This window comes from Cellulosimicrobium arenosum, assembly GCF_014837295.1.
Lineage (GTDB): Bacteria > Actinomycetota > Actinomycetes > Actinomycetales > Cellulomonadaceae > Cellulosimicrobium > Cellulosimicrobium arenosum.
Genome location: NZ_JACYHB010000005.1, coordinates 188,089 through 211,803, shown reverse-complemented (window position 1 = coordinate 211,803; position 23,715 = coordinate 188,089). Strand labels below are relative to the sequence as shown.

Below are 23,715 nucleotides of genomic sequence, written 5' to 3'. Positions count from 1 at the left end.
ACGCGCCGGCCGGCGCCCCGGGCACGCGCGCACCGACCGCACGACTCCCCCTGAACTCGAAGGACGACCATGCCTGCCAACGAACCCCAGACCAAGGCCCAGCGGCGCGACGCCGCCCGCGCGGAGGCCCTCGCGCTGCGCGAGGCGCAGCTCAAGCGCGACCGGCGCAACCGCTTCATCACGATCGGCGCGCTCGTCGTCGGTCTCGCCGTGCTCATCGGCGTGTTCCTGTGGTTCTTCATCCCTGCGCTGAACGACCAGAACGACGCCGCGGACGCCACGGCCAGCGGCGACCTGACCGCCGTCGACTCGCCCTCGACCGCGGGCGACGACGGCGGCATCCCGATGGGTGCCGACGGCGTCGCCGGTACCGACAACGGCGCGGACGCGGTCGAGGTCGGCGTCTACCTCGACTACATGTGCCCGATCTGCGGCGACTTCGAGGAGTCGAACGGGGCCACGCTGGACCAGCTGCGCGAGTCGGGGGACGTGACCGTGGTGCTGCACCCGGTGGCGATCCTGGACCGGGCTGCCCAGTCGAAGGAGTACTCGACCCGAGCGGCCTCCGCGGCCGGCTTCGTCGCCGACCGAGCCCCGGAGGCGCTGAGCGACTTCAACGCGATCCTGTTCGCGAACCAGCCCGAGGAGGGCACGGCCACGCTGACGGACGAGCAGATCGCGGACCTCGCCGAGCAGGCCGGGGTGCCGAGCGACGTCGCGGGCCAGATCGCCGACGGCACCGCCCGCGACGAGTTCGGCGCGTGGGCCGGCGCGGCCACGACGGCCACCACCCAGAACCCGGACCTCATGAACCCGCAGTCCGGCGGTTTCGGGACGCCGACGATCACGATCGGCGGGGTGCGCTGGGACGGCAACTGGAGCGACCCCAGCGCGCTGCCGCAGGCCGTGGCGGACGCCGCCTCGGGTGACGGTGCCGCCTCCGACCCGGAGGGCACGACCGACGAGGACACCGAGGGCAAGGTCGAGGAGCAGTCGCAGGACTGATCCGCAGCGATCTGCCCCGATCCCTGCGGGCCGGGCGAGCGGGTAGTCTGTTCGCTCGCCCGGCCGCGCCGGGCACGCCGCCTTAGCTCAGCTGGTAGAGCATTCGCCTTGTAAGCGAAAGGTCGTCGGTTCGAACCCGACAGGCGGCTCCACGCACGTCACGTCTGTCGCACGGCCGGTGCGTCGGCGGCGACTCACCCCCTGGGGGTTGACCCCAGCAACGGACTTTGGCACAGTCAGCGGTGCTAGCGCTGTCAGCCGCGGGCATCGACGCCCGCCCTGCTCGAAGGACATCGATGTCGCCCCACCGAACGCACGCACCTCTGCCCCGTCCGACGGCGGGCCGTGGCGTCGCCGCGACCGTCGCGCTGAGCCTCCTGCTCAGCGGGACGACCCTCGCGACGGGCTCCGTCGCTGCGCACGCCGCACCCGCAGACGACCCGGGCGACCTCTCGACGTCCTTCGAGGCCGACGACGGCCCGCTCGACTGGACCAGCACGCCCGAGGAGACTGCCGGCGGGCCCCGGGTCGACGGGGTCGTCGGCACGTCCGTCCTCGAGCGCAGCCCGAGCACGACCACGGGCGACGACGTGCTGGGCGCCGCGACCGACGAGCTCGCGTGGGAGGGGCCGTTCCAGAACGGTGTCGGCAAGGTGGACGGCACCCTGGAGGACGCGACGACCCCCGACGGCGACCCGGCGCAGCGCTGGGCGATGGCCGCCCGGGGCGAGACCTGGGTGCAGGTGCCCGTGCCGGACCTCGAGCGCGGGGTCACGATGCGCGCCGAGGCGACCCTGACGGGCACCGGCAAGGTCTTCCTCAACGTCTACAGCGGCGGCTCCGACGTCGGTGGCACGTACGTGACGCTCTCGGACGAGCCGCAGACCGTCACGGTCGACCTCGCGCGTCCCGCGTCGGGGGGCGGCACGCCCCAGTTCCAGATCCGCACGCACGACGCCGCGGCCGTGGACGTCACGATCTCGGGGACGTCGGTCCGCCGGCTCGAACCGGGCACGGTCGACTTCCCGGGCGACGTGGCGGACCACGTCACGAAGGTCACCGCGAGCAAGGAGAACGCGCCCGACGAGACCGCCGACAAGCTCGCCGACGGCGACGTCACGACCAAGTGGCTGGCCGGGGCACGGACCGCGCAGATCACGTACGAGCTCGACGAGCCGACCACCGTGAAGGCCTACGCGCTGTCGTCCGCCAACGACTCGCCCGGCCGCGACCCGCGCGCGTGGGAGCTCCAGGGGTCGGCGGACGGGACGTCCTGGACCACGCTGGACCCGCGCGGCAACCAGACCTTCTCGGAGCGGTTCCAGACGCGTGGCTACACCGTCGCGGAGCCGGGGGAGTACCGGTTCTACCGGCTCGACATCACGTCCAACAGCGGGAGCGACGGTACCCAGCTCGCCGAGCTGCAGCTCGCGACGGAGCCGCTCGCGAGCACGAGCATGACCGCCGAGGTCGGGTCCGGGCCGAGCGCGGCCTACAACGCGCCGTCGCAGGTCGGCTGGACCGGCGTCGGTGCCCTGCACTACGCAGGGAGCCAGACGACCGACGGGCGCGGGTTCGCGTACGCGAAGGTGCTCGACGTCGACGTGCCCGTCGGCGCCGACACCGAGCTGTCGTACGTGATCTTCCCCGAGGCGTCGGAGAACGACCTCGAGTACGCGAGCACGTTCGCCGCCGTCGACCTCGCGTTCACGGACGGCACCTACCTGAGCGACCTGGCCGCGGTCGACGAGCACGGCGCGATCGTGAGCCCGCAGGGCCAGGGCGAGGCGAAGACGCTCTTCACCAACCAGTGGAACTCGGTGGCCTCGCACATCGGCGAGGTCGCGGCGGGCAAGACGATCGACCGCGTCCTCGTCGGCTACGACAACCCCGACGGCCCGGGAGACTTCAGCGGCTGGATCGACGACGTCGCCGTGACCGGTGAGCCCGAGCGGCCGACCGCCGAGCACCCCTCGGACTACGTCGTCACGACGCGCGGCACCAACTCCAGCGGCGACTTCTCGCGCGGGAACAACATCCCCGCGACCGCGGTCCCGCACGGCTTCAACTTCTGGACCCCGGTCACCGACGCCGGGACCAACCGCTGGCTGTACCAGTACCAGAAGGGCAACGACGAGCAGAACCGCCCGTCGATCCAGGCGTTCTCGCTCAGCCACGAGCCGAGCCCGTGGATGGGGGACCGCCAGACGTTCCAGGTGATGCCGTCGGCGGCGACCGGGACGCCGGACGCGAACCGGTCGCGGCGCGCGCTCACGTTCTCCCACGGCGCAGAGGTCGCCCGAGCGCACTACTACGGCGTGACGTTCGACAACGGCATGCAGACCGAGATCGCGCCGACCGACCACGCGGCGATGTTCCGGTTCACGTTCACGGGCGACGAGTCCAACCTGGTCTTCGACAACGTGAACGACGCCGGCGGGCTGAGCCTCGACGCGGAGACGGGCGTCGTCTCGGGCTACACGGACGTCAGCACGCCGGGGAGCTCGGCGGGCATGACGCGCATGTTCGTCTACGGCACGGTCGACCGGCCGGTGACCGGCAGCGGCAGCCTCACCGGTGGTGGTGGTGACGGCGTCACGGGCTACCTGAAGTTCGACACGTCCGAGGACAAGGTGGTGACGCTGCGCCTCGCGACGTCGCTGATGAGCGTGGAGCAGGCGCAGCACAACCTCGACCTCGAGATCTCCGCGGACGACACGTTCGACACGGTCGAGGACCGCGCGCAGGACCTGTGGGACGACGCGCTCGACGTCATCGAGGTCGAGGGTGCGGACCACGACACGCTCGTCTCGCTCTACTCGAACCTGTACCGCCTGAACCTCTACCCGAACTCGGGCTACGAGAACACGGGCACGGCGGCGGACCCCGAGTACCGGCACGTCGTGCAGTCCTCGGCGTCGGGCGACCCCGCGCCGCAGGGCACGACGGCCACCGAGACGGGTGCCCGGGTCGAGGACGGCAAGGTCTTCGTCAACAACGGCTTCTGGGACACCTACCGCACGGCATGGCCCGCGTACTCGCTGCTGTACCCGACCGAGGCCGGCGAGATGGTGAACGGGTTCGTCCAGCAGTACGACGACGGCGGCTGGGTCTCGCGCTGGTCCGCCCCGGGCTACGCGGACTCCATGACGGGCACGAGCTCCGACGTCGCGTTCGCCGACGCCTACCTCAAGGACGTCCCCGGCATCGACGTGCAGGCGGCCTACGACGCCGCGCTCAAGAACGCGTCGACCGCGCCGCCGAACGCGAGCGTGGGGCGCAAGGGCCTCGACCCCGCGACGTTCCTCGGCTACACGCCGACGTCGACGCACGAGAGCGCGTCGTGGTCGCTCGAGGACTACCTCAACGACTACGGCATCGCGACGATGTCGAAGAAGCTCCTCGACACGAGCGCCGAGGACGACCCACGTCACCAGGAGTACGCGGACAACTACGAGTACTACCTGAACCGCGCGCTGAACTACTCGACGCTGTTCGACCCGACCGCGGGCTTCCTGCGGGGCCGCGAGGAGGACGGCTCGTGGAGCCAGTCCGCGGCGGACTTCGACCCCGAGGTCTGGGGCAACGAGTTCACCGAGACCGACGGCTGGAACTTCGCGTTCCACGCGGTCCAGGACGGCCAGGGCCTGGCGAACCTGTATGGCGGCACGGACGCGCTCGGCGCGAAGCTCGACGAGTTCTTCGCCACGCCGGAGACGGCCTCGAAGCCGGGCTCGTACGGCGGCGTGATCCACGAGATGCGCGAGGCCAAGGCGATCCGCCAGGGGCAGTGGGGCCTGAGCAACCAGGTCTCGCACCACATCCCGTACATGTACGCGTTCGCGGGCGAGCCCGCGAAGACGGCCGAGGCCGTGCGGACCGCGATGGCCCGCTCGTTCACGGGCAACGACATCGGGCAGGGCTACCCGGGCGACGAGGACAATGGCGAGATGTCGGCGTGGTGGCTGTTCAGCGCGCTCGGCTTCTACCCGCTGCAGATGGGCAGCCCGACGTACGTGATCGGCTCGCCGCTGTTCACGCACGCGACGATCCACCTGGAGAACGGCGAGGACCTGGTGATCGACGCGCCGGACAACAGCGCCGAGAACATCTACGTCCAGGGCGTGACGGTGAACGGCGTCGAGCAGTCGGCCACCTACCTGACGCACGACCAGCTCGCCGACGGCGGCACGATCGAGCTCGACATGGGGCCGACGCCGTCCGACTGGGGCACCGGCGAGGACGACGCGCCGCCGTCGATCACGCAGGGCGCCGACCTGCCCGACCCGCTCGCGGACGTGACGGGCTCGGGGACGGTGACCGTGGACAAGGACGGCGCCGACGGGGCCGCGCTGTTCGACGACACGTCGTCGACCGAGCTCGCGGTCGGCTCCGCGTCGGTCGCGTACGAGCTGACGGGCACCACGGCGCGGGCGCGGATGTACACGCTCACGTCGGCCGCGGCCGACGGCGCGGACCCCACGGCGTGGACGCTCGAGGGCTCGACGGACGGCGAGACCTGGACGACGCTCGACGAGCGCACGGGCCAGTCGTTCGCGAACCGTCGCGAGACGCGCGCGTTCTCGATCGCCGACCCGCAGGTGTACCGGTACTACCGGCTGCACGTCACCGGGTCGACGGGCGGGGCGGCGACGCTCTCGGAGGTCGAGCTCCTCGCGCACACCCCGAAGGTGGGCGAGCTCGCCGACGCGCTCGACGCCGGTCGCATCCCGGCCGGCACCGCGGAGCGGCTCGGGGCGATCGTCGACGCGGCGCAGGACGCCGAGGACGCGCACGACGCCGCGGGCGTGGTCGCGCAGGTCCGCGCGCTGCGCGTGGCGGTCGACACCACGGTCGCCTCGCAGCTCGACGACGAGACGCGTGCCGAGCTGACGCTGCTCGTGTCGCAGTGGCTCACCGCGAGCACGGGCCTGGACGAGATCCGCGCCCAGGTCGGTGCCCTGCAGCGCAGCGGCGACGTCGCCGACGCGACGGCGCAGACTCTCCTCGACCTGGTCGAGACCGCCCAGGAGCAGCTCGACGGCGCGCACGCCGACGCGCTGGCCGAGACGCTCGCGACCCTGCGCCGCACGGTCGCGGACGCCACGGAGGGACAGGTGAGCGATCATGCCCGCGAGGTCCTGCTGCCGCTCGTGGACGCGCTCGTCGAGAACCCACCCGCGGTGCAGCGCGCCGCGAGCGCGGCGAGCACCCTCATGGGCGACTACGACCCCGAGAAGGCGTGGTGGCCGTCGAGCTGGTGGAACTCCGCCGTCGCGACGCACACCGTCATCGACTACATGAGCCGCACGGGCGACCTGAGCTACCTCGAGCAGGTGGACCGCACGTTCGAGCGGAACAAGGCACCGTTCCCCGCGGGCGAGATGTCGGGCGACGAGCTGCTCGGCAACTTCACGAGCCGCGCGATCGACGACTCCGCGTGGTGGGGGCTCGCCTGGGTCTCCGCGTACGACCTGACGGGCGACCAGAAGTACCTCGACATGGCCGTCACGATCGGCGACTACGTGCACGGCTACTGGGACGAGTCGACGTGCGGCGGCGGCGTGTGGTGGGACGGTGAGCGGACCTACAAGAACGCCGTCACCAACGGCCTGTACGTCCGGCTCACGGCCGAGCTGCACAACCGCATCGACGGGGACACGACGTGGCTCGAGCGCTCGCAGACCGGGTGGGACTGGCTCACCGAGAGCGGCATGATCAACGCCGACGGCCTGGTCAACGACGGCCTCACGGGCGACTGCCGCAACAACGGCGGCACGGTCTGGAGCTACAACCAGGGCCTCGCGATCGGCGCCGGCCTGGAGCTCCACCGGGCGACCGGTGACGCGGAGCCCCTCGAGACCGCCGAACGGCTCGCGGACGCGGCCCTGGCCTCGGACGTGCTCGTCTCCGACGGGGTGCTCACCGAGAGCTGTGACGCGCTCGATGCGACCTGCGACGACAACGGCAAGCAGTTCAAGGGCGTCTTCATGCGGTACTTCATGGACCTCAACGACACCACGGGCTCCGACGAGTACCAGGAGTTCGTGGACCGCCAGGCCGCGACGATCTGGTCGCAGGACCGGACGGCGGGCGACCGGCTCGGCGTGCGCTGGGCGGGCGGGGAGTCCGCGCAGCACCCGAACGTGTTCGACTGGCGGACCCAGGCCAGCGCGCTGAGCGCGCTGCTCGCCGCGACGCCGCAGGCGCCGCAGGTCCGCGTGGACGTGCAGGCGCGCTGCCTCGCCGGCAAGGGCTACGTCGCGGTCCGCGCGACGAACGCCGGAGCCGAGCCGCTCGACGTCGCGGTCACGACGCCGTTCGGCGAGAAGTCCTTCGCCGCGGTGGCGGGCGGCAAGAACGGCTACCAGTCGTTCGCGGTGCGTGCGAGCGGTGTCGAGGCGGGCAGCGTGACGGTGTCGGCGGTCCCGGCCGGCGGTGGCCAGCGCGTCACGCAGGAGGTGACGTACTCCGCGAAGACCTGCTGAGTCGGGTTCCTGACGGTCGGGTCGACAGGTCGCTGGACCGGTCGGCCCGACCGTGGCGCCGTGCTCAGCCCGCAGCGAGCGGGACCGGTTGCAGCTCGGGCGCCTTGGGCACCCGCCCGTCGCCCGACGACGTCCCGCGCAGGCGCCGCTGCGCCCACGGCACGACGTGCGCCCGCACCCACTGCGCGTTCTGCCGCGCACGGTCGAGGGCCGGGGCCGGGGGAAGGGGCGCGAGCGGGTCGTCCCAGGCCGCGTCGTCGGGCGCCTGTCCGAGACCCACCAGCGCAGCCTGCGCGACGCGACGGTGCCCGTCCGGGGTGAGGTGGATGCGGTCCGCGGACCACATGCGCCAGTCCTGCAGCGCGCGCATGCCCCACAGGTCGACGACGTAGGCGCCCTGCCGGCGCGCGATCGACCAGACGTGCGCGTTGAACACGGCCGACCGCGAGCGCGTCATACCGACGAGCGGCGAGTGCGACGCGTCGAACCCGGTGGCCATGAGCACGTCGATCCCGGCGCCGCGCAGCCGGGCGACGGCGTGCTCGAGGTGGCGGGCGAGCAGGTCGACGTCCGCGCGCGGGCGCAGGATGTCGTTGCCGCCGCCGACGAGGCTGACGAGATCGGGACGCAGGTCGAGCGCGGCGGGCACCTGCTCCGTCAGGATCGAACGGAGCTTGCGCCCACGGATGGCGAGGTTGGCGTACTGCAGGGGCTCGTCGCCCGCGGCGACCCGGCGTTCGGACAGGTGCTGCGAGAGCAGGTCCGCCCACCCACGCTGGTGGTCGTCCTCGCCGGGGTAGGGGTCCCACAGGCCTTCGCTGAACGAGTCGCCGATCGCGAGGTAGCTGGACCATCGGGGCGGCGGTGCCTCGTCAGGGGCGTTGCCGGCGGTGGGAGAGGTCGAGGGGTTCTGCGTGCTCACCGGACCATTCTGCAACCCTTGGCGGTCTCGCGGGTGGGCCATGGCCGGCGGGTGGACCGGATCGAGCGCGGATGATCCGGGGTCAGGAGGAGGCCCGATCCGGGCGGTCGTAGTCTTCCTGCGACGCTGACACGTCGCCGAGGTGCGCGATCGACCATTCCTCCAGCGCGCGCAGCGGCTCGCGCAGGGTGCGTCCCGCGTCGGTGAGCGTGTACTCGACACGGACCGGAACTTCGGGATAGACGGTGCGGCGCACGAGTCCGTCCCGCTCGAGTCCGCGCAGCGTCTGGGTGAGCATCTTCTGCGACACGCCCTCGACCCGTCGGCGCAGCTCTGAGAAGCGGACGCTGCCGTCCCCGAGGGCGCCCACGACGAGTACCGTCCAACGGTCGCCGATGCGATCCAGGATGCGACGGCTCGGGCAGTCCGCGCGGTACGGGCTGCCGCGGAGCACCGATTCAGCAGGAGTGGTTACCACAAGGTGCCTTCTTCCGGTGGGAGAGCTGCCGTCCTACGGTAACCGAGGCGTCGTCCGACGCCGCGCGTTCCGTGGAAAGGCATCTCATGCTTCGCATCACCGTCATCGGCGGCACCGGCTATGCCGGTTCGGCCATCGCCGCCGACGCCGCTGCTCGCGGTCACCAGGTCACCGCCCTCAGCCGCTCGCTCCCCGACGCACCCATCCCGAACGTGACCTATGTCCAAGGTGATGCCACCGACGAGGCGATGCTGTCCTCGGTCATCGAGGGGTCCGACGTCGTCGCGGACGCACTCGCCCCACGCGGCGCAGCGGCCACCACCTGGCGCAGCGCCCACCGCACCATCGCGCGTCTTGCCGACGCCGCAGGCGTACGCCTGTTCATCGTCGGCGGCGCGTCGTCGCTGCGCCCCGCGCCCGGGGCGGACCGTTTCGTCGCCGACCTCAGCGAGATCCCCGCAGAGCTCCACGACGAGATCCGCTCGGGGGCGGCGTTCATCATCGAGGACCTCCCGGCGACTCCCGCGACGCTCGACTGGGTCTTCGTGAGCCCGGCGCTCCGGTTCGGCGCACGCATGCCCGCCGAACGGCTCGGGCGCTATCGACTCGGCGACGACGTCGCAGTCCAGCCCGACGGTGGTGCGATCTCCGCCGCGGACTACGCCCTCGGGTTCGTGGACCTGATCGAGAAGGGCGACCACCACAGGGAACAGGTCAACCTCGGCCACTGAGAGGCCGCCGACCGGGTCGTGTCGACGAGCTCGTGCCCAGGCTCACGTTCCCCGGTCCACCCACCGGCCACGACCTACCCGCGCGACCACCTACTCCCGCGGTGGGACGGGGAGGGTCCAGTCGACCGGGCGCGCGCCCTGGGCGGCGAGCAGCTCGTTCACGCGCGAGAAGGGCCGCGACCCGAAGAACCCGCGCCGCGCCGACAGCGGGCTGGGGTGGGCGCTCGCGACGACGGGGGTGTCTTCGAGCATCGGCCGCAGCGTCCCGGCGTCGCGCCCCCACAGGATCGCGACGAGCGGCGTGCCACGGTCCACGAGCGCGCGGATCGCGGCCTCGGTGACCGCCTCCCAGCCCTTCCCGCGGTGCGATCCCGGCTCGCCCGGACGCACCGTGAGGACCCTGTTGAGCAGCAGGACTCCCTGGTCGCTCCACGCCGAGAGGTCGCCGGTCGCCGGGCGGGGGGACCCGACGTCGTCGTGCAGCTCGGCGAAGATGTTCTGCAGCGATCGCGGTACCGGCCGTACGTGCGGCTGCACCGAGAACGACAGGCCCATCGGGTGGCCGGGCGTGGGGTAGGGGTCCTGCCCCACGACGAGCACCCGCACCTGGGCCAGCGGCCGGGAGAACGCGGCGAGGATGTCCGACGGCGCCGGCAGGTACTCCCGGCCGCCCGCGACCTCGGCGCGCAGGAAGTCGCCCATCGCGTGGATCTGCGGCTCGACGGACGAGAGCGCCGCAGCCCAGTCGGGCGCCATGATGCTCGCGAGCGGGGGACGGGTCGTTCCGGGTGCGCTCTCCACGGTGCACGAGCGTAGTCCGCGTGCGGCGAGGAGGAATGACACCGGTGTGGTTCGCTGCGTACCCTGTGCGCAGGGGACCACCGACAAGGAGGAAGCGGATGAGCGAGGCGTACGCCCTGCCCGACGCCGGTGGCGCGTCCGGCGAGGCCGGCGACGAGCCGCAGGGCGCGGAGTCCGGGCTGAGCGAGCGGGACCGTGAGATCCTCGCCTTCGAGCGTCAGTGGTGGAAGTACGCGGGCGCGAAGGAACAGGCCGTCCGGGACCTGTTCGACATGTCCGCGACGCGCTACTACCAGGTGCTCAACGCCCTGATCGACTCCCCGGAGGCGCTCGCGCAGGACCCGATGCTCGTCAAGCGGCTGCGTCGGTTGCGCTCGACGCGCCAGCGCGCGCGCACCGCCCGGCGACTCGAAGGACTGTGACCGCCCGGCGGACGGGGCTTTCGGTCTTCCGGGTCTCCCGGGCTACCCTGTCGCCGTGACGAAGAGCCGCTACCCCTACGCGCCCGACGAGTTCGACGCGCCCGCGCCGCAGGGTGCGCCCGTCGGGGTGCACCGCACGCCGCGGAGCGGGTGGAGCAAGACGTGGCCGTTCCTGCTGGTCGCCGTCGTGTTCGCCGGGGTCGCGTACGGCGGTGTCGCGCTCCTGGGCGGCGACTCGCCCCAGGCTCCGCCGCAGGCCCAGTCGTCGGAGCCGACGACCGAGGCGCCCGCGGACGGGACCGAGGACCCTGCCGACGAGGAGTCGACCCCGGCCGAGGACGACACGTCCGAGGAGCCGACGGACGAGGCCACCGACGAGGAGACCGACGCCGCCGGCGACGTCGACGAGCTGCTCGCCCTCGCCGACACCGGTGCGTTCGTCCGGGTGATGAACGACGGCGGACCCTCGGGCGAGGCGGGTGCCGGCAAGGACGCGCTCGACGCGGAAGGGTTCACCAACGTCACGGCCGAGGACTTCCCCGGCGACTCGGGCGTCGGCGGCAACACGATCTGGTACGCCGAGAACCGGGCGGAGACGGCGGCCGCCGTCGCCGCGATCCTCGGCATCCCCGCCGAGCGGGTGAGCCAGGAGGCGCTGCGCTCGGGCGACCTCATGGTCGTGCTCACCACGGGCGTCGACGCACAGGGCTGACCTCGGCACACAGGTCTTCCGCAGGCCACGCGCTCCGGCTAGGCTCGCCTCACCGCGGCGGCGAGCGCCTCGCGGGCGACGACGCACGAGGAGACAGCGATGGCGCAGGGCACCGTGAAGTGGTTCAACTCCGAGAAGGGCTACGGGTTCATCACGCCCGTGTCCGGCGGACAGGATCTGTTCGTCCACTTCAGCGCGATCCAGAGCGACGGCTACCGGTCCCTCGAGGAGGGGCAGCAGGTCGAGTACGAGCAGGGGCAGGGCGCCAAGGGGCCGCAGGCCGAGCAGGTGCGGCCGCTCTGACCCCTCCTGAGCCGGAGCGGGTGCGGTCCGCGTGAACCGGGAGCTGGACGCGGTCGTCGTCGGTTCGGGGCCGAACGGTCTCGCCGCCGCGGTCACGCTCGCGCGAGCAGGGCTCGCCGTCCAGGTCCTGGAGGCGCAGGAGACGATCGGCGGGGGAGCGCGGACTCTCGGTCTCGACCTGGCGGGTTCCGCCGAGGGCGTCGTGCACGACCTGTGCTCCGCGGTGCACCCGATGGCCTGGGCGTCCCCGTTCTTCGAGGCGTTCGACCTCGGGTCCCGGGGCGTGGAGCTCCTCGCCCCGGACGTCTCCTACGCCCAGCCGCTCGACGGCGGGCGGGCCGGCATCGCCTACCACGACCTGGACCGGACGGTCGATCGGCTGCCCGGTGCCGACGGCGCGGCCTGGCGTTCGCTGCTCGGGCCGCTCTCCGCGGGATGGCAGGACGTCGTCGCGCTCGCGCTGGGCGACAAGCGCACGGTCCCGCACCGTCTGCTGCGGCCGGCCGGTGCCGCGACCGTGGCACGGTTCGCCGCAGCGGTCCTCGAGCAGGGCAGTGCGGCGGCCTGGGGCCGCCGGTTCGCGTCCGACGAGGCGAGCGCGCTGCTCACCGGTGTCGCGGCCCACGCGATCACCCCGCTGCCCTCGCTCGCCGGCGCGGGGACGGCGCTGCTGCTCGCGTCGCTCGCGCACGCGCCGGGCGGGTGGCCGCTCCCCCGCGGGGGCTCGGGCAGCATCGTGGCGGCTCTCGTCGAGGACCTGCGCGCCCACGGCGGCGAGGTCGTGACGGGGCACCCGGTGCGCACACGCGCAGACCTGCCCCCGGCCCGGGCGCACGTCTTCGACACCGCACCGGGCGTCGTCGCCGACGTGTACGCGGACCGGCTCGCGACCGGGGCCGCCCGGGCGCTCGGACGGTTCCGCCACGGGGACGCGGCGGCGAAGGTCGACCTCGTGCTCTCGGGACCGGTGCCCTGGGCGGAGCCCGAGGTGGGACGTGCCGGGACCGTGCACGTCGGCGGGACGCGAGCCGAGATGAGCCGGGCGGAGAGCGAGGTCGCTGCCGGGCGGCACGCCGAGCGACCGATGGTCCTGGCGAGCGACCCGAGCGTCGTCGACCCGGCACGTGCGGTCGGCGGGCTGCGCCCGCTGTGGACGTACGCCCACGTCCCGGCCGGCTCGACGCGCGACGTCACCGAGGACGTCGTCGCGCAGATCGAGCGGTTCGCGCCCGGGTTCCGCGACGTCGTCGTCGGCTCGCGGTGCGTACCCGCCGCCCAGATGTCCCGGCACGACGAGAGCTACGTCGGTGGAGACATCGCGGGCGGTGCGGTGACGATGTGGCAGATGGTCGCCCGCCCGACGCCGCGACCCGACCCCTACGCCGTCGGGCTCGAGGGCGTCTACCTGTGCTCGGCGTCGACCCCGCCCGGACCGGGGGTGCACGGCCTCGGCGGCTGGTACGCCGCCCGGCGTGTCCTGCGGCGCGAGTTCGACGTGCGGGAGCCCCCGAGCCTCGCCCCGAGGTGAGCTCGGCCCGACCGCGGGGCGCCGGGAGAAGCCGACGTCCTACCGCGGCCTGCCGAGGTCGTCGTCCTGCGGGACGGTGTCGAGCTCGGCGAGCGCGAGCACGACGAGCGCGGAGCTCCACGCGAGCGGTGCGACGGCGGCCGGGGAACCGTCCGCGAGGACCTTCTCCGGGATGGCGCCGGAGGCCGTGCGGTGCTCGTCGACCCAGCGCAGCCACTCGAGCGCCGACGCGCGGTCCGCGGGCCGCGGCGAGGATGCCGCGGTGAGGGCGTACAGGGTGGTCTGCGGCGTCCAGGAGATGCCGTCGGTGCGCCACGCTGCGCCGGGCGCGAGCCCCCCGGCCGGGCGCAGCATCTCGGTGATCGACGCGTGCCACGCATCGTCGGCGCCGTCGAGCGGCGCGGGCTGGAACGGGGGGAGCGCGAACGCTGTGGACGCGTCGCGCGGCCCGCCGGTGATGTGGCGTGGGTAGCCCTGCGCACCGAACTCCTCCTCGATCGCGGTCCGCAGTCGCGCGGCGGCCGCGGCGGTCGACGTCGCGCGCTGCCGGGTCACCCAGGTCCCGCCGGCGCCGCGCGCCCCGAGGCGAACCGCGCCGTCGTAGAAGGCGGCGGCGGACTCCAGCCCGGCGAGGAGCGGACCCGCCGTGCCGAGCGTGAGCGACGTCGGCGCGACCTCCCAGTAGTCGCTCGACGCCGGCGGCAGCGCGGTCTCGCCCGCGACGAGCCCGAGCGCCCGGTCGGTCGAGGCGTCGACGAGCGGGCGCAGGGTGGCGGCGACCGCCGCGCGACGCGGCTCGGGGGTCTCCTCGAGGGTGATGCCCGCGGCCCACAGGGTCCAGCCGACCCCGTCCGACTGCAGGCCACGGTCGTCAGGGGCCCCGGACCCGTCGGGCAGGTACCGGGCGTGGAACGAGCCGTCGTCCTCCTGGATCTCCGCGAGGAACGCCAGGACGTCCAGCGCGTCGCCGACGTGCCCCGTGCGCGCGAACGCCGCGGCGACGAACGAGGCGTCGCGCGGCCACACGTACCGCCACTTCGGAGACGCGGCGGCGAGCGTCGCGCCGTTCTCGAGCGTGAGCGCACGCAGGTCGAGGAGGGCGGACTCGCCCAGGTCCGCGTAGGGTCCGTCGGCGCCAGGGACGACGCCGTCCGCGAGCCACGCGCGCGACGACGCGGCGGCGGCCTCGGCGGCCACCGGGTCGAGGAGGAGCTCGACGTCGAGCGGGTCGCCCGCGACCTGCGCGAGGCGGTCGGCCTCGCCGTCGGCGGGGTCGACGCCCTCGGCGAGGGCGGCCGGGTCGAGCGTCGCCGGGTCGAGCACGCGGCTGCCCTCGAGGTACGACGCGTCGGTGCCCGGGGCCAGGCGGAGCACGACAGCGGTGCCGTCCCCGCCAGGCACGGTCGTGACCGCGACACCGTCCTGGTACAGGTCGATGTGCTCCCCGGCCGGCGGCGCCGCGACCGCCGTGGCAGCCGACAGGGCGAGTGCCGGCACCAGCACGAAGGACGCCACGGCCGCGGGGCGCCACGACGGTGTTGCGTGTGTCACACCGCGCATCTTAGGGGAGGTGGAGAGCGGGCTCCACGTTCTGCCCTGAGCGATGCCGGGCCCGCCGAGCCCTGCTGTCTTGCACTCGTCGGGTGCGAGTGCCAATAATGGCGTTAGCACTCTCGCCATGAGAGTGACAGACAGTGACAGCACCAGCAGCCGTTCGCGCGGCTGCGGGGCACCCACACCAGGTCGACAGGTGAGGCCCGCCCCGGCGACGTGACATGAACGCCGTCGGTCGTGGGCCGTCCGTCGCGGGCGCCGGCCGACCGCCACACGCCACCAGCGGAGGATCATTCCCCATGGCCAAGATCATCGCGTTCGACGAGGAAGCTCGTCGGAGCATGGAGCGCGGGCTCAACCAGCTCGCGGACACCGTGAAGGTCACGCTCGGCCCCAAGGGTCGCAACGTCGTGCTCGACAAGAAGTGGGGCGCGCCGACCATCACGAACGACGGCGTCTCCATCGCCAAGGAGATCGAGCTCGAGGACCCGTACGAGAAGATCGGTGCGGAGCTCGTCAAGGAGGTCGCCAAGAAGACGGACGACGTCGCGGGTGACGGAACCACCACGGCGACCGTGCTCGCCCAGGCGCTCGTGCGCGAGGGCCTGCGCGTCGTCGCCGCCGGCGCCAACCCGATCGCCGTCAAGCGCGGCATCGAGAAGGCCGTCGACGCCGTGACCGAGCAGCTGCTCAACGCCGCCGTCGAGGTCGAGACCAAGGAGCAGATCGCCGCCACGGCCGCGATCTCCGCCGGCGACCCCGCCATCGGCGAGCTCATCGCCGAGGCCCTCGACAAGGTGGGCAAGGAAGGCGTCATCACGGTCGAGGAGTCGAACACGTTCGGCCTCGAGCTCGAGCTCACCGAGGGCATGCGCTTCGACAAGGGCTTCCTCGCGCGCTACTTCGAGACGGACCCCGAGCGCCAGGAGGCCGTGCTCGAGGACCCGTACGTCCTGATCGTCGAGTCCAAGATCTCGAACGTCAAGGACCTGCTCCCGCTGCTCGACCAGGTCATGAAGCAGGGGCGCTCGCTCCTCATCATCGCCGAGGACGTCGAGGGCGAGGCGCTCGCCACGCTCGTGCTGAACAAGATCCGTGGCACGTTCAAGTCGGTCGCGGTCAAGGCTCCGGGCTTCGGCGACCGCCGCAAGGCCATGCTGCAGGACATCGCGATCCTCACCGGCGGTCAGGTCATCTCCGAGACGGTCGGCCTCAAGCTCGAGACCGCCACGCTCGACCTGCTCGGCCAGGCGCGCAAGGTCGTCGTCACCAAGGACGAGACGACCATCGTCGAGGGCTCCGGCGACGCCGACCTCATCGCGGGTCGCGTCAGCCAGATCCGCTCCGAGATCGAGAAGTCGGACTCCGACTACGACCGCGAGAAGCTCCAGGAGCGTCTCGCGAAGCTCGCCGGCGGCGTGGCGGTCATCAAGGCCGGTGCCGCGACCGAGGTCGAGCTCAAGGAGCGCAAGCACCGCATCGAGGACGCCGTGCGCAACGCGAAGGCAGCCGTCGAGGAGGGCATCGTCGCCGGTGGTGGTGTCGCGCTCATCCAGGCCGGTGCCGTGGCGTTCGCCAAGCTCGAGCTCGAGGGCGACGAGGCGACCGGTGCGAAGATCGTGAGCGCCGCGATCGACGCCCCGCTCAAGCAGATCGCGATCAACGCCGGCCTCGAGGGCGGCGTCGTGGCGGAGAAGGTGCGCAACCTCCCCTCCGGCCAGGGCCTGAACGCCGCGACCGGTGAGTACGAGGACCTCCTCGCCGCCGGCGTGAACGACCCGGTCAAGGTCACGCGCTCCGCGCTGCAGAACGCCGCCTCCATCGCGGCGCTCTTCCTCACCACCGAGGCCGTCGTGGCCGACAAGCCGGAGAAGTCTCCGGCCATGCCCGCCGGCGACGGTGGCATGGGCGGCATGGACTTCTGATCCACGCCGCGAACCGTCCGGTCTGACCGGACGCGCAGCACCTCGGAGGCCGTCGGCCGGGTTCGCCCGGTCGGCGGCCTTCGTGCGTCCTGGCCCTGGCCAGGACCCGTGTGGTGGGAGCCGGTATACAGGCGTATAACGCCCTGTATACATTCCGGACACACGTGACAGGCAGGATCACCTCCATGCACCTGACGCCAGCCGACACCGAGAAGCTGCTGCTCGCCGTCGCCGGCATGGTCGCGCGCGACCGTCGCGAGCGCGGCGTCCTCCTCAACTACCCGGAGGCGATCGCGCTGCTGACCACCTGGGTCATCGAGCGCGCACGCGACGGGGTGAGCGTCCAGGAGCTCATGGTCTCGGGGCGCGAGGTGCTGGGTCGCGACGACGTGATGGAGGGCGTCGCGGAGATGCTGCCCGACGTCCAGGTCGAGGCGACCTTCCCCGACGGGCGCAAGCTCGTCACCATCCACCAGCCCATCGCCTGACCGGCGACACCCCACGCACGAGCAGCGCAGGACGGAGCCGATCATGGCGGGAATCAGCACGAGCGGGCCGGGAGCGATCCGGGTCGCGGCCGATGCACAGGACGTGGCGGTGGTCCTCAACGCGGACCGGACCGACGACGAGCGGCTGACCCTCGTCGTGACCAACACGGGCGATCGTCCGGTGCAGGTCGGCTCGCACCTGCACCTGCCGGACGCCAACGCGGCGCTCTCCTTCGACCGCACCGCGGCGCACGGGTTCCGCCTGGACGTCCCGTCGGGGACGTCGCGCCGGTTCGAGCCCGGCGCGTCCGCCGAGGTCGACGCGGTCGCTCTCCGCGGCCGCCGCCGGGTGCCGGGCATCCAGCGCGACAAGCCCGACGGCGGTCGGCTCGACCCGCACGGCTCCGGGACGGCCACCACGGCGATCGACGGGAAGGACTGACCGATGGTCGCGATCTCGCGCGAGCGGTACGCCGCCCTGTACGGACCGACGACGGGCGACCAGGTCCGCCTGGGCGACACCGACCTGTGGATCGAGGTGGAGGAGGACCGGACGTTCGGGGGCGAGGAGGTCGTCTTCGGCGGCGGCAAGTCGATCCGCGAGTCGATGGCGCAGGGCTCGACGACGCGTGCCGAGGGCGCCCTCGACACGGTGATCACGAACGCCGTCGTGCTCGACTGGTGGGGGATCGTCAAGGCGGACGTCGGGATCCGCGACGGGCGGATCGTCGCGCTCGGCCGCGCCGGGAACCCCGACGTCGCGGACGGCGTCCACCCGGACCTGCACATCGGACCGTCGACCGACGTCGTGTCGGGGGAGGGCAAGATCCTCACCGCGGGCGGGTTCGACTCGCACGTGCACCTGATCTCCCCGTCGCAGGTCGTGGAGGCGCTCGCGACCGGCATCACGACCGTCGCCGGTGGTGGCACCGGTCCGAGCGAGGGGACCAAGGCGACGACCGTCACCCCCGGCGCGTGGCACCTCGAGACGATCCACCGCTCGCTCGACCGGCTGCCGGTCAACGTCCTGCTGCTCGGCAAGGGCAACACGGTCAGCGCGCAGGCGCTGCGCGAGCAGGCGATGGCGGGCGCGGGCGGGTACAAGGTGCACGAGGACTGGGGCTCGACGCCCGCCGCGATCGACGCGGCGCTGCGCGGCGCGGAGGACTGGGGCCTGCAGGTCGCGCTGCACTCCGACTCGCTCAACGAGGCCGGGTTCGTCGACTCGACACTGCGCGCGATCGGGGGGCGCTCGATCCACGCGTTCCACGCCGAGGGCGCCGGCGGCGGGCACGCGCCGGACATCCTCACGGTCGCGAGCCACCCGAACGTCATCCCCGGCTCGACCAACCCGACCCTGCCCCACACGGTCAACACGGTCGCCGAGCACCTCGACATGCTCATGGTGTGCCACCACCTCAACCCGGCGGTGCCGGAGGACCTCGCGTTCGCCGAGTCGCGCATCCGTGGCACGACGATTGCCGCCGAGGACGTGCTGCACGACATGGGGGCCATGTCGATCACGTCGTCCGACGCGCAGGCCATGGGCCGCATCGGCGAGGTGATCACGCGCACGTGGCAGGTCGCGCACGTCATGAAGGCGCGGCGCGGGTCGCTGGGCGGGGAGCTGCCCGCCGACAACCTGCGCGCCCGGCGCTACGTCGCGAAGTACACGATCAACCCGGCGGTGGCGCACGGCGTCGACGCGTACATCGGCTCCGTCGAGCCGGGGAAGGTCGCGGACCTCGTGCTGTGGGAGCCCAAGCTCTTCGGCGTCCGGCCCAGCGTGGTCATGAAGGGCGGAGCGCTCGTGTGGGGCGCGCTCGGGGACCCGAACGCCTCCATCCCGTCCCCGCAGCCCGTGCTCATGCGTCCCGCACTGACCGACGCGATCGGCGCGGACGTGTCGCTGTCGTTCGTCTCGCCCGCTGCGCTCGACGACGGCCTGACCGAGCGTCTCGGCCTCGCGCGCCGCCTCGTCCCGGTCGCGGACACCCGTGGAGTGGGCAAGGCGCAGATGCGCCTCAACGACTACCTGCCGCAGATCGACATCGACCCCGAGTCGTTCGCGATCGAGGTCGACGGCGAGCTCGTCGTGCCCGCCCCGGCCGAGCGCCTCCCGCTCGCCCAGCTCTACTCCCTCTTCTGAGATGCCCGCACACAACCCGGCCCGACCCGCGCCGAGACGTGAGCTGCCGCCACTGATCGGATCGGATCACGGGCGGGAGCTCACTTCTCGGCGGGAGATGGGCGAGGGTGCAGGGCCGGACGGGCGGGGTGAGCTGATGCTCGCTCTGCTTGCTGACGCGCGGCTGCCCACAGGGGGTCACACGCAGTCCGCGGGGCTCGAGCCCGCACTGCGCGCCGGCATGGATCCAGCGCGCGTGCCGGACTACCTGCGCGCGCGGCTCGCGACCGTCACGCGCGTCGAGGCGGCGACGGCCGTCGTCGCGCGGCACGTGGTGATGCCCGACGCCACGGGCTGCGGCCCGTCGTCGGGCGCGGCTGCGATGGCGCTCGCCGAGACGTGGCACGCGTGGGCGGCGCGGACGCCCTCGGCCGCGCTGCGCGATACTTCGCAGCGGCTGGGCCGCGGGTACCTGCGGCTCCTGCGACGACTGTGGGCGGGCGACCCCCGTGTCCTCGCGCTCGACGAGGCGGCCCGGCTGGTCACCGCCGACCACGCTGCTGATCGCGCATCAGACCTCGGCCGCGACCAGGCCCGCGGTGTCGAGGGTTCCGACGACGAGTCCGCGACCGCCGACGGGAGGGGGCGTGCGGCGTCGGGCACGAGGAACCGCGGGGCGCAGCCGCCGCGCCCGCTCGTGCTGGGCGTGACCGCCGCGTGCGCCGGGTTGTCCGCGCTGCAGGTCGCGCGCCTCGTCGGGTACGAGGACACCCAGACCGTCGCGGCGGCCACGCTCAAGCTCGCCCCGATCGACCCGGTCGATGCGACGGGCTGGGTCGTCGCCGCGCAGCCCGCGATCGACGCGCTCGCGTACGACGTCGCCCCCCTGACCGACCCCCGCGCGATCCCCGCGCACGGCGCACCGCTCGTCGAGCAGTGGGCCGAGATCCACGCCCGCACCACCGAGAGGCTGTTCAGTGCCTGACACCCAGCACGACCACGCACCCACCCGTTCCCTGCGACTCGGCGTCGCCGGCCCCGTCGGCACGGGCAAGAGCTCGCTCATCGCGCTGCTGTGCCGCGAGCTGTCCGGCACGCTGCAGCTCGGCGTCATCACCAACGACATCTACACCGACGAGGACGCGCGCTTCCTGCGCTCCGCCGGCGTGCTCGACCCCGAGCGCATCCGCGCCGTCGAGACGGGCGCGTGCCCGCACACGGCGATCCGCGACGACGTCACCGCGAACCTGCTCGCCGTCGAGGACCTCGAGGAGGACTTCGCGCCGCTCGACGTCGTGCTGGTCGAGTCCGGGGGGGACAACCTCACGGCGACGTTCTCGCCGGCGCTGGTGGACGCGCAGATCTTCGTGCTCGACGTCGCGGGCGGCGGCGACGTGGCCCGCAAGGGCGGTCCGGGGATCTCGCGTGCCGACCTGCTCGTCGTGAACAAGACGGACCTCGCGCCGTACGTCGGGGTGGACGTGCCGCAGATGGTCGCGGACGCGACCGCCGCGCGCGACGGCGGGCCGGTCCTGGCGTTGTCGCGGCTCGACCGCGAGTCGATCGACGCGCTCACCGCGTGGCTGCACGGCCTGCTCGCCGAGCACCGCGCGGGCAGCCACGTCCCCCAGGACCCGGGCCCGATGGCGCCGCACTTCCACGCCGACGAGGACGGCGACGGCGTCCTCCACTCGCACGACGACGGTGACCACGACCACGCGCACGGTGACCAGGACCACGGCGACCACGACCACGGCGCCGCGCACGACCACGCCGAGGACCACGTCGACACCGCCCCCGTCCCCGCCGTCCGGGCCTGACGGCCCCGACGAGAACTGCGACCGACGAGCAGATGACGACCGACACGACCCGGGTCGAGGTGCACGCGTCCTCGGGGCGCGTGCGGCTCGACCTGCGCCCGGGCGCGCTGAGCCCGCGCGTGCTGTCGACGGGTCCAGGAGTGGCGCGGGTCGCGCTCGTCGCGACGCGCGCGCTGCTCCTCGGTGGCGACGACGTGCGGATCGAGGTCGTCGTGGGCGACGGGGTCGAGCTCGAGCTGGTCGAGGTGTCGGGCACGGTCGCGTACAACGGTCGCGGCCGGTCGTCGTCGTGGGCTGTCGACGTACGGGTCGACGACGGCGGCCTCCTCGTGTGGGACGCGCTGCCGTTCGTCGTGGCGCAGGGTGCCGACGTCGAGCGCCGGACCGACGTCCGTCTCGGCGAGGGTGCGGTCGCCCTGCTGCGCGAGACGCTCGTCCTGGGCCGGACAGGGGAGACGGGCGGCCGGCTGCGCTCCCGCACGATTGTCGACCTGTCAGCACCTCGTCACCCTAGAGACTCACGTGCCGCGGACGACTCGCAGCAGGATGAGTTGTCAGTGCCACGTGAGCCTCTGGGGCCACGTACTGCTGACGGGTCGCGGGAGCTGTTCGTCGAGGACCTCGACCTGCGCGACGACCGCACGCTGCCGGGGATCCTCGGCGACGGGCGCGTCGTCGACTCGGTGCTCCTCGCCGGCGCACGCCCGCCCGCTGCGGGGGGCGCCGATGAGCCGGGTGCCCGCACGCCGTCATACCTACGTCTCGACCTCGCCGGGCCCGGCGCCGTCGCCCGACACCTCGGCGCCAGCACGCACGACGCCGGCCTCGACCGCGTCGTCGCCGCCTGGGTGCCGCACGTGCGCACCACCCGCCCAGACGCCCGCACCGGTGAAACCACCGGCGCCGTCCGAGCTGACCGACCGATCCTCCAGACGACAGGAGCCTGACATGCACGTCCCCGACCACTACCTGAACGACCCCACGTCGGCGGCGACCGCCGTCGTCTCCCTCGCCGCCGTCGGGTACGCCGCGTACCGCGCGCGCGAGGACCTCACGCCCGGCAGGGTCGCGCTGACCGCCGCGACCACCGGACTCGTCTTCGCCGCGCAGATGATCAACTACCCCGTCGCAGCGGGCACGAGCGGGCACCTCATCGGCGCGGCGCTCGCGGCGGCGCTCGTCGGGCCGTGGCTCGGCATGCTGTCGGTGACGCTCGTCCTCGCGGTGCAGGCGCTCGTGTTCGCCGACGGCGGCCTGAGTGCTCTCGGGACGAACGTGCTGCTCATGGCCGTCGTCGGCACGCTCGTCGGGTGGACGGCCACGCGCGGCGTGCTGCGGCTGACGCGCGGTCGCTGGGCGCCGGCGGCGGCCGGGGCGGGGGCGCTCGCGAGCGTGCCCGTCGCCGCCGCGGTGTTCACCGGCCTGTTCGCCGTCGGCGGGACCGTCGCGGTCCCGCTCGGCGAGCTCGCGTCGCAGATGCTGTCGGTGCACCTGCTCGTCGGGCTCGGTGAGGCGGCCATCACGGCGGGCGTCGTCGGCCTGGTCCTCGCCGTCGCGCCCGGCGCCGCCGCGGTCGAGCGTGCCGCCGCCGGCGCGTCCGGTGCCGCGGTGTCCTCACCGTCCCCGCTGCCCGACGGCGCAGGTGCGGCCACGTCGCACGCCGCGACCGGCGCCGTGCGTCGCACCGTCGTCGCACTCGGTGCGGTGGCGATGCTCGGTGCGGTCGTGCTGTCGTCGTTCGCGGCCTCGACCCCCGACGGTCTCGAGGCCACGGCGGCCTCGGTCGGGTTCGCGGACGCGGCGCGCGACCACGCGTTCGCCGGGATGCCGCTCGCCGACTACGGCGAGGTCGGCGGGATCTTCGTGGGCGTCGCCGGGTTCGTCGGCGTCGTGCTCGCGGTCGCGGTGACCTGGGCGCTGCTCACGGCGGTCCGGACGGCGCTCGTCGGTCACCGTGCCGTCGAGGCGGAGTCCGCTGCCTGACTGCTGTCGATCATGTGACTGTTGCCGGTCGAACATGAGGTTGTCGCCCGTCCCGAGGTCACGACGGGCGACAACCCCATGTTCGGCGAGGCGGGGGCGGCGGATCTTGCGGATCTCGACGATGTTGGCGAAGTGGTTGTCTACGTCGTGGGGGGGGAGGGGGAGAGAGGGGGCGTAGCCGTTGCGCTCGTGGAACCGTCGCGCCCGACGGGTTCACTCCACGGCCCACGGCGGCGCGGGGCCCGCCGGGACGACCGCGTCGAGCAGCGCCTGACCCCACGCCCGTCCCGTGGTGCTCCGGAACGTCGTTCAGGGCGTAGAGCTCGGCGTCTCGCACAGGCGTGAATCCGCCGACCTCTCGTGCCGTTCTCCTGACCGAGAACCCGACGAGCGCGCCGTCGACCTCTGCCCCAGACCTCGCCGCGCC

The 23,715-nt window shown here is 73.1% G+C and carries 19 protein-coding genes and 1 tRNA gene; 16 read left to right on the top strand and 4 right to left on the bottom strand.

What is annotated here, in order from left to right; genetic code table 11:
- Positions 1 to 69 precede the first annotated feature (69 nt).
- The 3 genes from IF651_RS08470 to IF651_RS08460 all read left to right on the top strand — a co-directional run bounded on the left by IF651_RS08470 (position 70) and on the right by IF651_RS08460 (position 7,493).
- Entirely contained in the window at positions 70 to 1,005 is a 936-nt protein-coding gene (locus IF651_RS08470) for a DsbA family protein (RefSeq protein ID WP_191828662.1), read from the top strand.
- 76 nt (positions 1,006 to 1,081) lie between these two features.
- A tRNA-Thr gene (locus IF651_RS08465) sits at positions 1,082 to 1,157 on the top strand.
- Positions 1,158 to 1,301: 144 nt separating this feature from the next.
- A complete protein-coding gene (locus IF651_RS08460) occupies positions 1,302 to 7,493 on the top strand; it encodes a GH92 family glycosyl hydrolase (protein ID WP_191828661.1) in 6,192 nt (2,063 codons plus the stop codon).
- 64 nt (positions 7,494 to 7,557) lie between these two features.
- Here IF651_RS08460 and IF651_RS08455 read toward each other — a convergent pair whose 3' ends face one another.
- Together IF651_RS08455 and IF651_RS08450 are read right to left on the bottom strand one after the other, a co-directional pair.
- Positions 7,558 to 8,415: an SGNH/GDSL hydrolase family protein gene (locus IF651_RS08455; protein ID WP_338403850.1), complete on the bottom strand. Its 858-nt coding sequence runs from the start codon at positions 8,413 to 8,415 to the stop codon at positions 7,558 to 7,560.
- Between the two features lie 82 nt (positions 8,416 to 8,497).
- Positions 8,498 to 8,893: a winged helix-turn-helix transcriptional regulator gene (locus tag IF651_RS08450; RefSeq protein WP_191828659.1), complete on the bottom strand. Its 396-nt coding sequence runs from the start codon at positions 8,891 to 8,893 to the stop codon at positions 8,498 to 8,500.
- An 86-nt stretch (positions 8,894 to 8,979) separates the two neighbouring features.
- On the opposite strand from IF651_RS08450, the gene IF651_RS08445 reads away from it, so the two are divergent.
- Positions 8,980 to 9,624, top strand: coding sequence for an NAD(P)-dependent oxidoreductase (locus tag IF651_RS08445; RefSeq protein ID WP_191828658.1), 645 nt, complete (start codon positions 8,980 to 8,982; stop codon positions 9,622 to 9,624).
- Positions 9,625 to 9,714: 90 nt separating this feature from the next.
- Here the strand turns inward: IF651_RS08445 and IF651_RS08440 are convergent, their stop codons facing one another.
- Positions 9,715 to 10,425, bottom strand: coding sequence for a uracil-DNA glycosylase (locus IF651_RS08440; RefSeq protein WP_338403849.1), 711 nt, complete (start codon positions 10,423 to 10,425; stop codon positions 9,715 to 9,717).
- 98 nt (positions 10,426 to 10,523) lie between these two features.
- On the opposite strand from IF651_RS08440, the gene IF651_RS08435 reads away from it, so the two are divergent.
- From IF651_RS08435 to IF651_RS08420, 4 genes are all read left to right on the top strand, one after another.
- Positions 10,524 to 10,847, top strand: a complete 324-nt coding sequence (locus IF651_RS08435) for a DUF3263 domain-containing protein (RefSeq protein WP_241744245.1) — start codon at positions 10,524 to 10,526, stop codon at positions 10,845 to 10,847.
- A 55-nt stretch (positions 10,848 to 10,902) separates the two neighbouring features.
- Positions 10,903 to 11,559 carry a LytR C-terminal domain-containing protein gene (locus tag IF651_RS18210; RefSeq protein ID WP_191828657.1) on the top strand — a complete coding sequence of 219 codons (657 nt, stop codon included), beginning with the start codon at positions 10,903 to 10,905 and terminating at the stop codon, positions 11,557 to 11,559.
- Between the two features lie 99 nt (positions 11,560 to 11,658).
- Positions 11,659 to 11,862 (top strand): cold-shock protein, encoded by a 204-nt coding sequence (locus IF651_RS08425; protein ID WP_191828656.1) that lies wholly within the window; start codon positions 11,659 to 11,661, stop codon positions 11,860 to 11,862.
- Between the two features lie 31 nt (positions 11,863 to 11,893).
- Entirely contained in the window at positions 11,894 to 13,390 is a 1,497-nt protein-coding gene (locus IF651_RS08420) for an FAD-dependent oxidoreductase (RefSeq protein WP_191828655.1), read from the top strand.
- Between the two features lie 39 nt (positions 13,391 to 13,429).
- On the opposite strand, the gene IF651_RS08415 is transcribed toward IF651_RS08420, so the two are convergent.
- Positions 13,430 to 14,941 carry a glycoside hydrolase family 15 protein gene (locus IF651_RS08415; RefSeq protein WP_191828654.1) on the bottom strand — a complete coding sequence of 504 codons (1,512 nt, stop codon included), beginning with the start codon at positions 14,939 to 14,941 and terminating at the stop codon, positions 13,430 to 13,432.
- A 302-nt stretch (positions 14,942 to 15,243) separates the two neighbouring features.
- Here IF651_RS08415 and groL point away from each other — a divergent pair, with 302 nt between their 5' ends.
- From groL to IF651_RS08380, 8 genes are all read left to right on the top strand, one after another.
- Positions 15,244 to 16,869, top strand: coding sequence for a chaperonin GroEL (gene groL, locus IF651_RS08410; RefSeq protein ID WP_191828653.1), 1,626 nt, complete (start codon positions 15,244 to 15,246; stop codon positions 16,867 to 16,869).
- A 185-nt stretch (positions 16,870 to 17,054) separates the two neighbouring features.
- Complete coding sequence (locus IF651_RS08405; protein ID WP_191828652.1) at positions 17,055 to 17,357, top strand: urease subunit gamma; 303 nt, start codon at positions 17,055 to 17,057, stop codon at positions 17,355 to 17,357.
- A 43-nt stretch (positions 17,358 to 17,400) separates the two neighbouring features.
- Positions 17,401 to 17,799, top strand: a complete 399-nt coding sequence (gene ureB / locus IF651_RS17685; RefSeq protein ID WP_241744244.1) for an urease subunit beta — start codon at positions 17,401 to 17,403, stop codon at positions 17,797 to 17,799.
- A 3-nt stretch (positions 17,800 to 17,802) separates the two neighbouring features.
- On the top strand, positions 17,803 to 19,506 hold the full coding sequence (locus tag IF651_RS08400; protein ID WP_241744243.1) for an urease subunit alpha: 1,704 nt from the start codon (positions 17,803 to 17,805) through the stop codon (positions 19,504 to 19,506).
- Between the two features lie 136 nt (positions 19,507 to 19,642).
- Positions 19,643 to 20,470: an urease accessory UreF family protein gene (locus IF651_RS08395; protein WP_191828651.1), complete on the top strand. Its 828-nt coding sequence runs from the start codon at positions 19,643 to 19,645 to the stop codon at positions 20,468 to 20,470.
- A complete protein-coding gene (gene ureG, locus IF651_RS08390; RefSeq protein WP_191828650.1) occupies positions 20,463 to 21,305 on the top strand; it encodes an urease accessory protein UreG in 843 nt (280 codons plus the stop codon). The genes IF651_RS08395 and ureG overlap by 8 nt, the downstream gene beginning before the upstream one ends.
- A gap of 32 nt (positions 21,306 to 21,337) precedes the next feature.
- Positions 21,338 to 22,252, top strand: a complete 915-nt coding sequence (locus tag IF651_RS08385) for an urease accessory protein UreD (RefSeq protein ID WP_191828649.1) — start codon at positions 21,338 to 21,340, stop codon at positions 22,250 to 22,252.
- Position 22,253: 1 nt separating this feature from the next.
- On the top strand, positions 22,254 to 23,288 hold the full coding sequence (locus IF651_RS08380) for an energy-coupling factor ABC transporter permease (RefSeq protein WP_191828648.1): 1,035 nt from the start codon (positions 22,254 to 22,256) through the stop codon (positions 23,286 to 23,288).
- The last annotated feature ends 427 nt before the right edge of the window (positions 23,289 to 23,715 follow it).

Bases quoted from the DNA above. Each gene is read 5' to 3' on its own strand.
- IF651_RS08460 (WP_191828661.1), top strand. From the start codon at position 1,302: ATGTCGCCCCACCGAACGCACGCACCTCTGCCCCGTCCGACGGCGGGC.
- IF651_RS08380 (WP_191828648.1), top strand. From the start codon at position 22,254: ATGCACGTCCCCGACCACTACCTGAACGACCCCACGTCGGCGGCGACC.
- groL (WP_191828653.1), top strand. From the start codon at position 15,244: ATGGCCAAGATCATCGCGTTCGACGAGGAAGCTCGTCGGAGCATGGAG.
- ureB (WP_241744244.1), top strand. From the start codon at position 17,401: ATGGCGGGAATCAGCACGAGCGGGCCGGGAGCGATCCGGGTCGCGGCC.
- IF651_RS08435 (WP_241744245.1), top strand. From the start codon at position 10,524: ATGAGCGAGGCGTACGCCCTGCCCGACGCCGGTGGCGCGTCCGGCGAG.
- IF651_RS08395 (WP_191828651.1), top strand. From the start codon at position 19,643: ATGCTCGCTCTGCTTGCTGACGCGCGGCTGCCCACAGGGGGTCACACG.
- IF651_RS08405 (WP_191828652.1), top strand. From the start codon at position 17,055: ATGCACCTGACGCCAGCCGACACCGAGAAGCTGCTGCTCGCCGTCGCC.
- IF651_RS08400 (WP_241744243.1), top strand. From the start codon at position 17,803: ATGGTCGCGATCTCGCGCGAGCGGTACGCCGCCCTGTACGGACCGACG.
- IF651_RS08425 (WP_191828656.1), top strand. From the start codon at position 11,659: ATGGCGCAGGGCACCGTGAAGTGGTTCAACTCCGAGAAGGGCTACGGG.
- IF651_RS08385 (WP_191828649.1), top strand. From the start codon at position 21,338: ATGACGACCGACACGACCCGGGTCGAGGTGCACGCGTCCTCGGGGCGC.
- IF651_RS08445 (WP_191828658.1), top strand. From the start codon at position 8,980: ATGCTTCGCATCACCGTCATCGGCGGCACCGGCTATGCCGGTTCGGCC.
- IF651_RS08470 (WP_191828662.1), top strand. From the start codon at position 70: ATGCCTGCCAACGAACCCCAGACCAAGGCCCAGCGGCGCGACGCCGCC.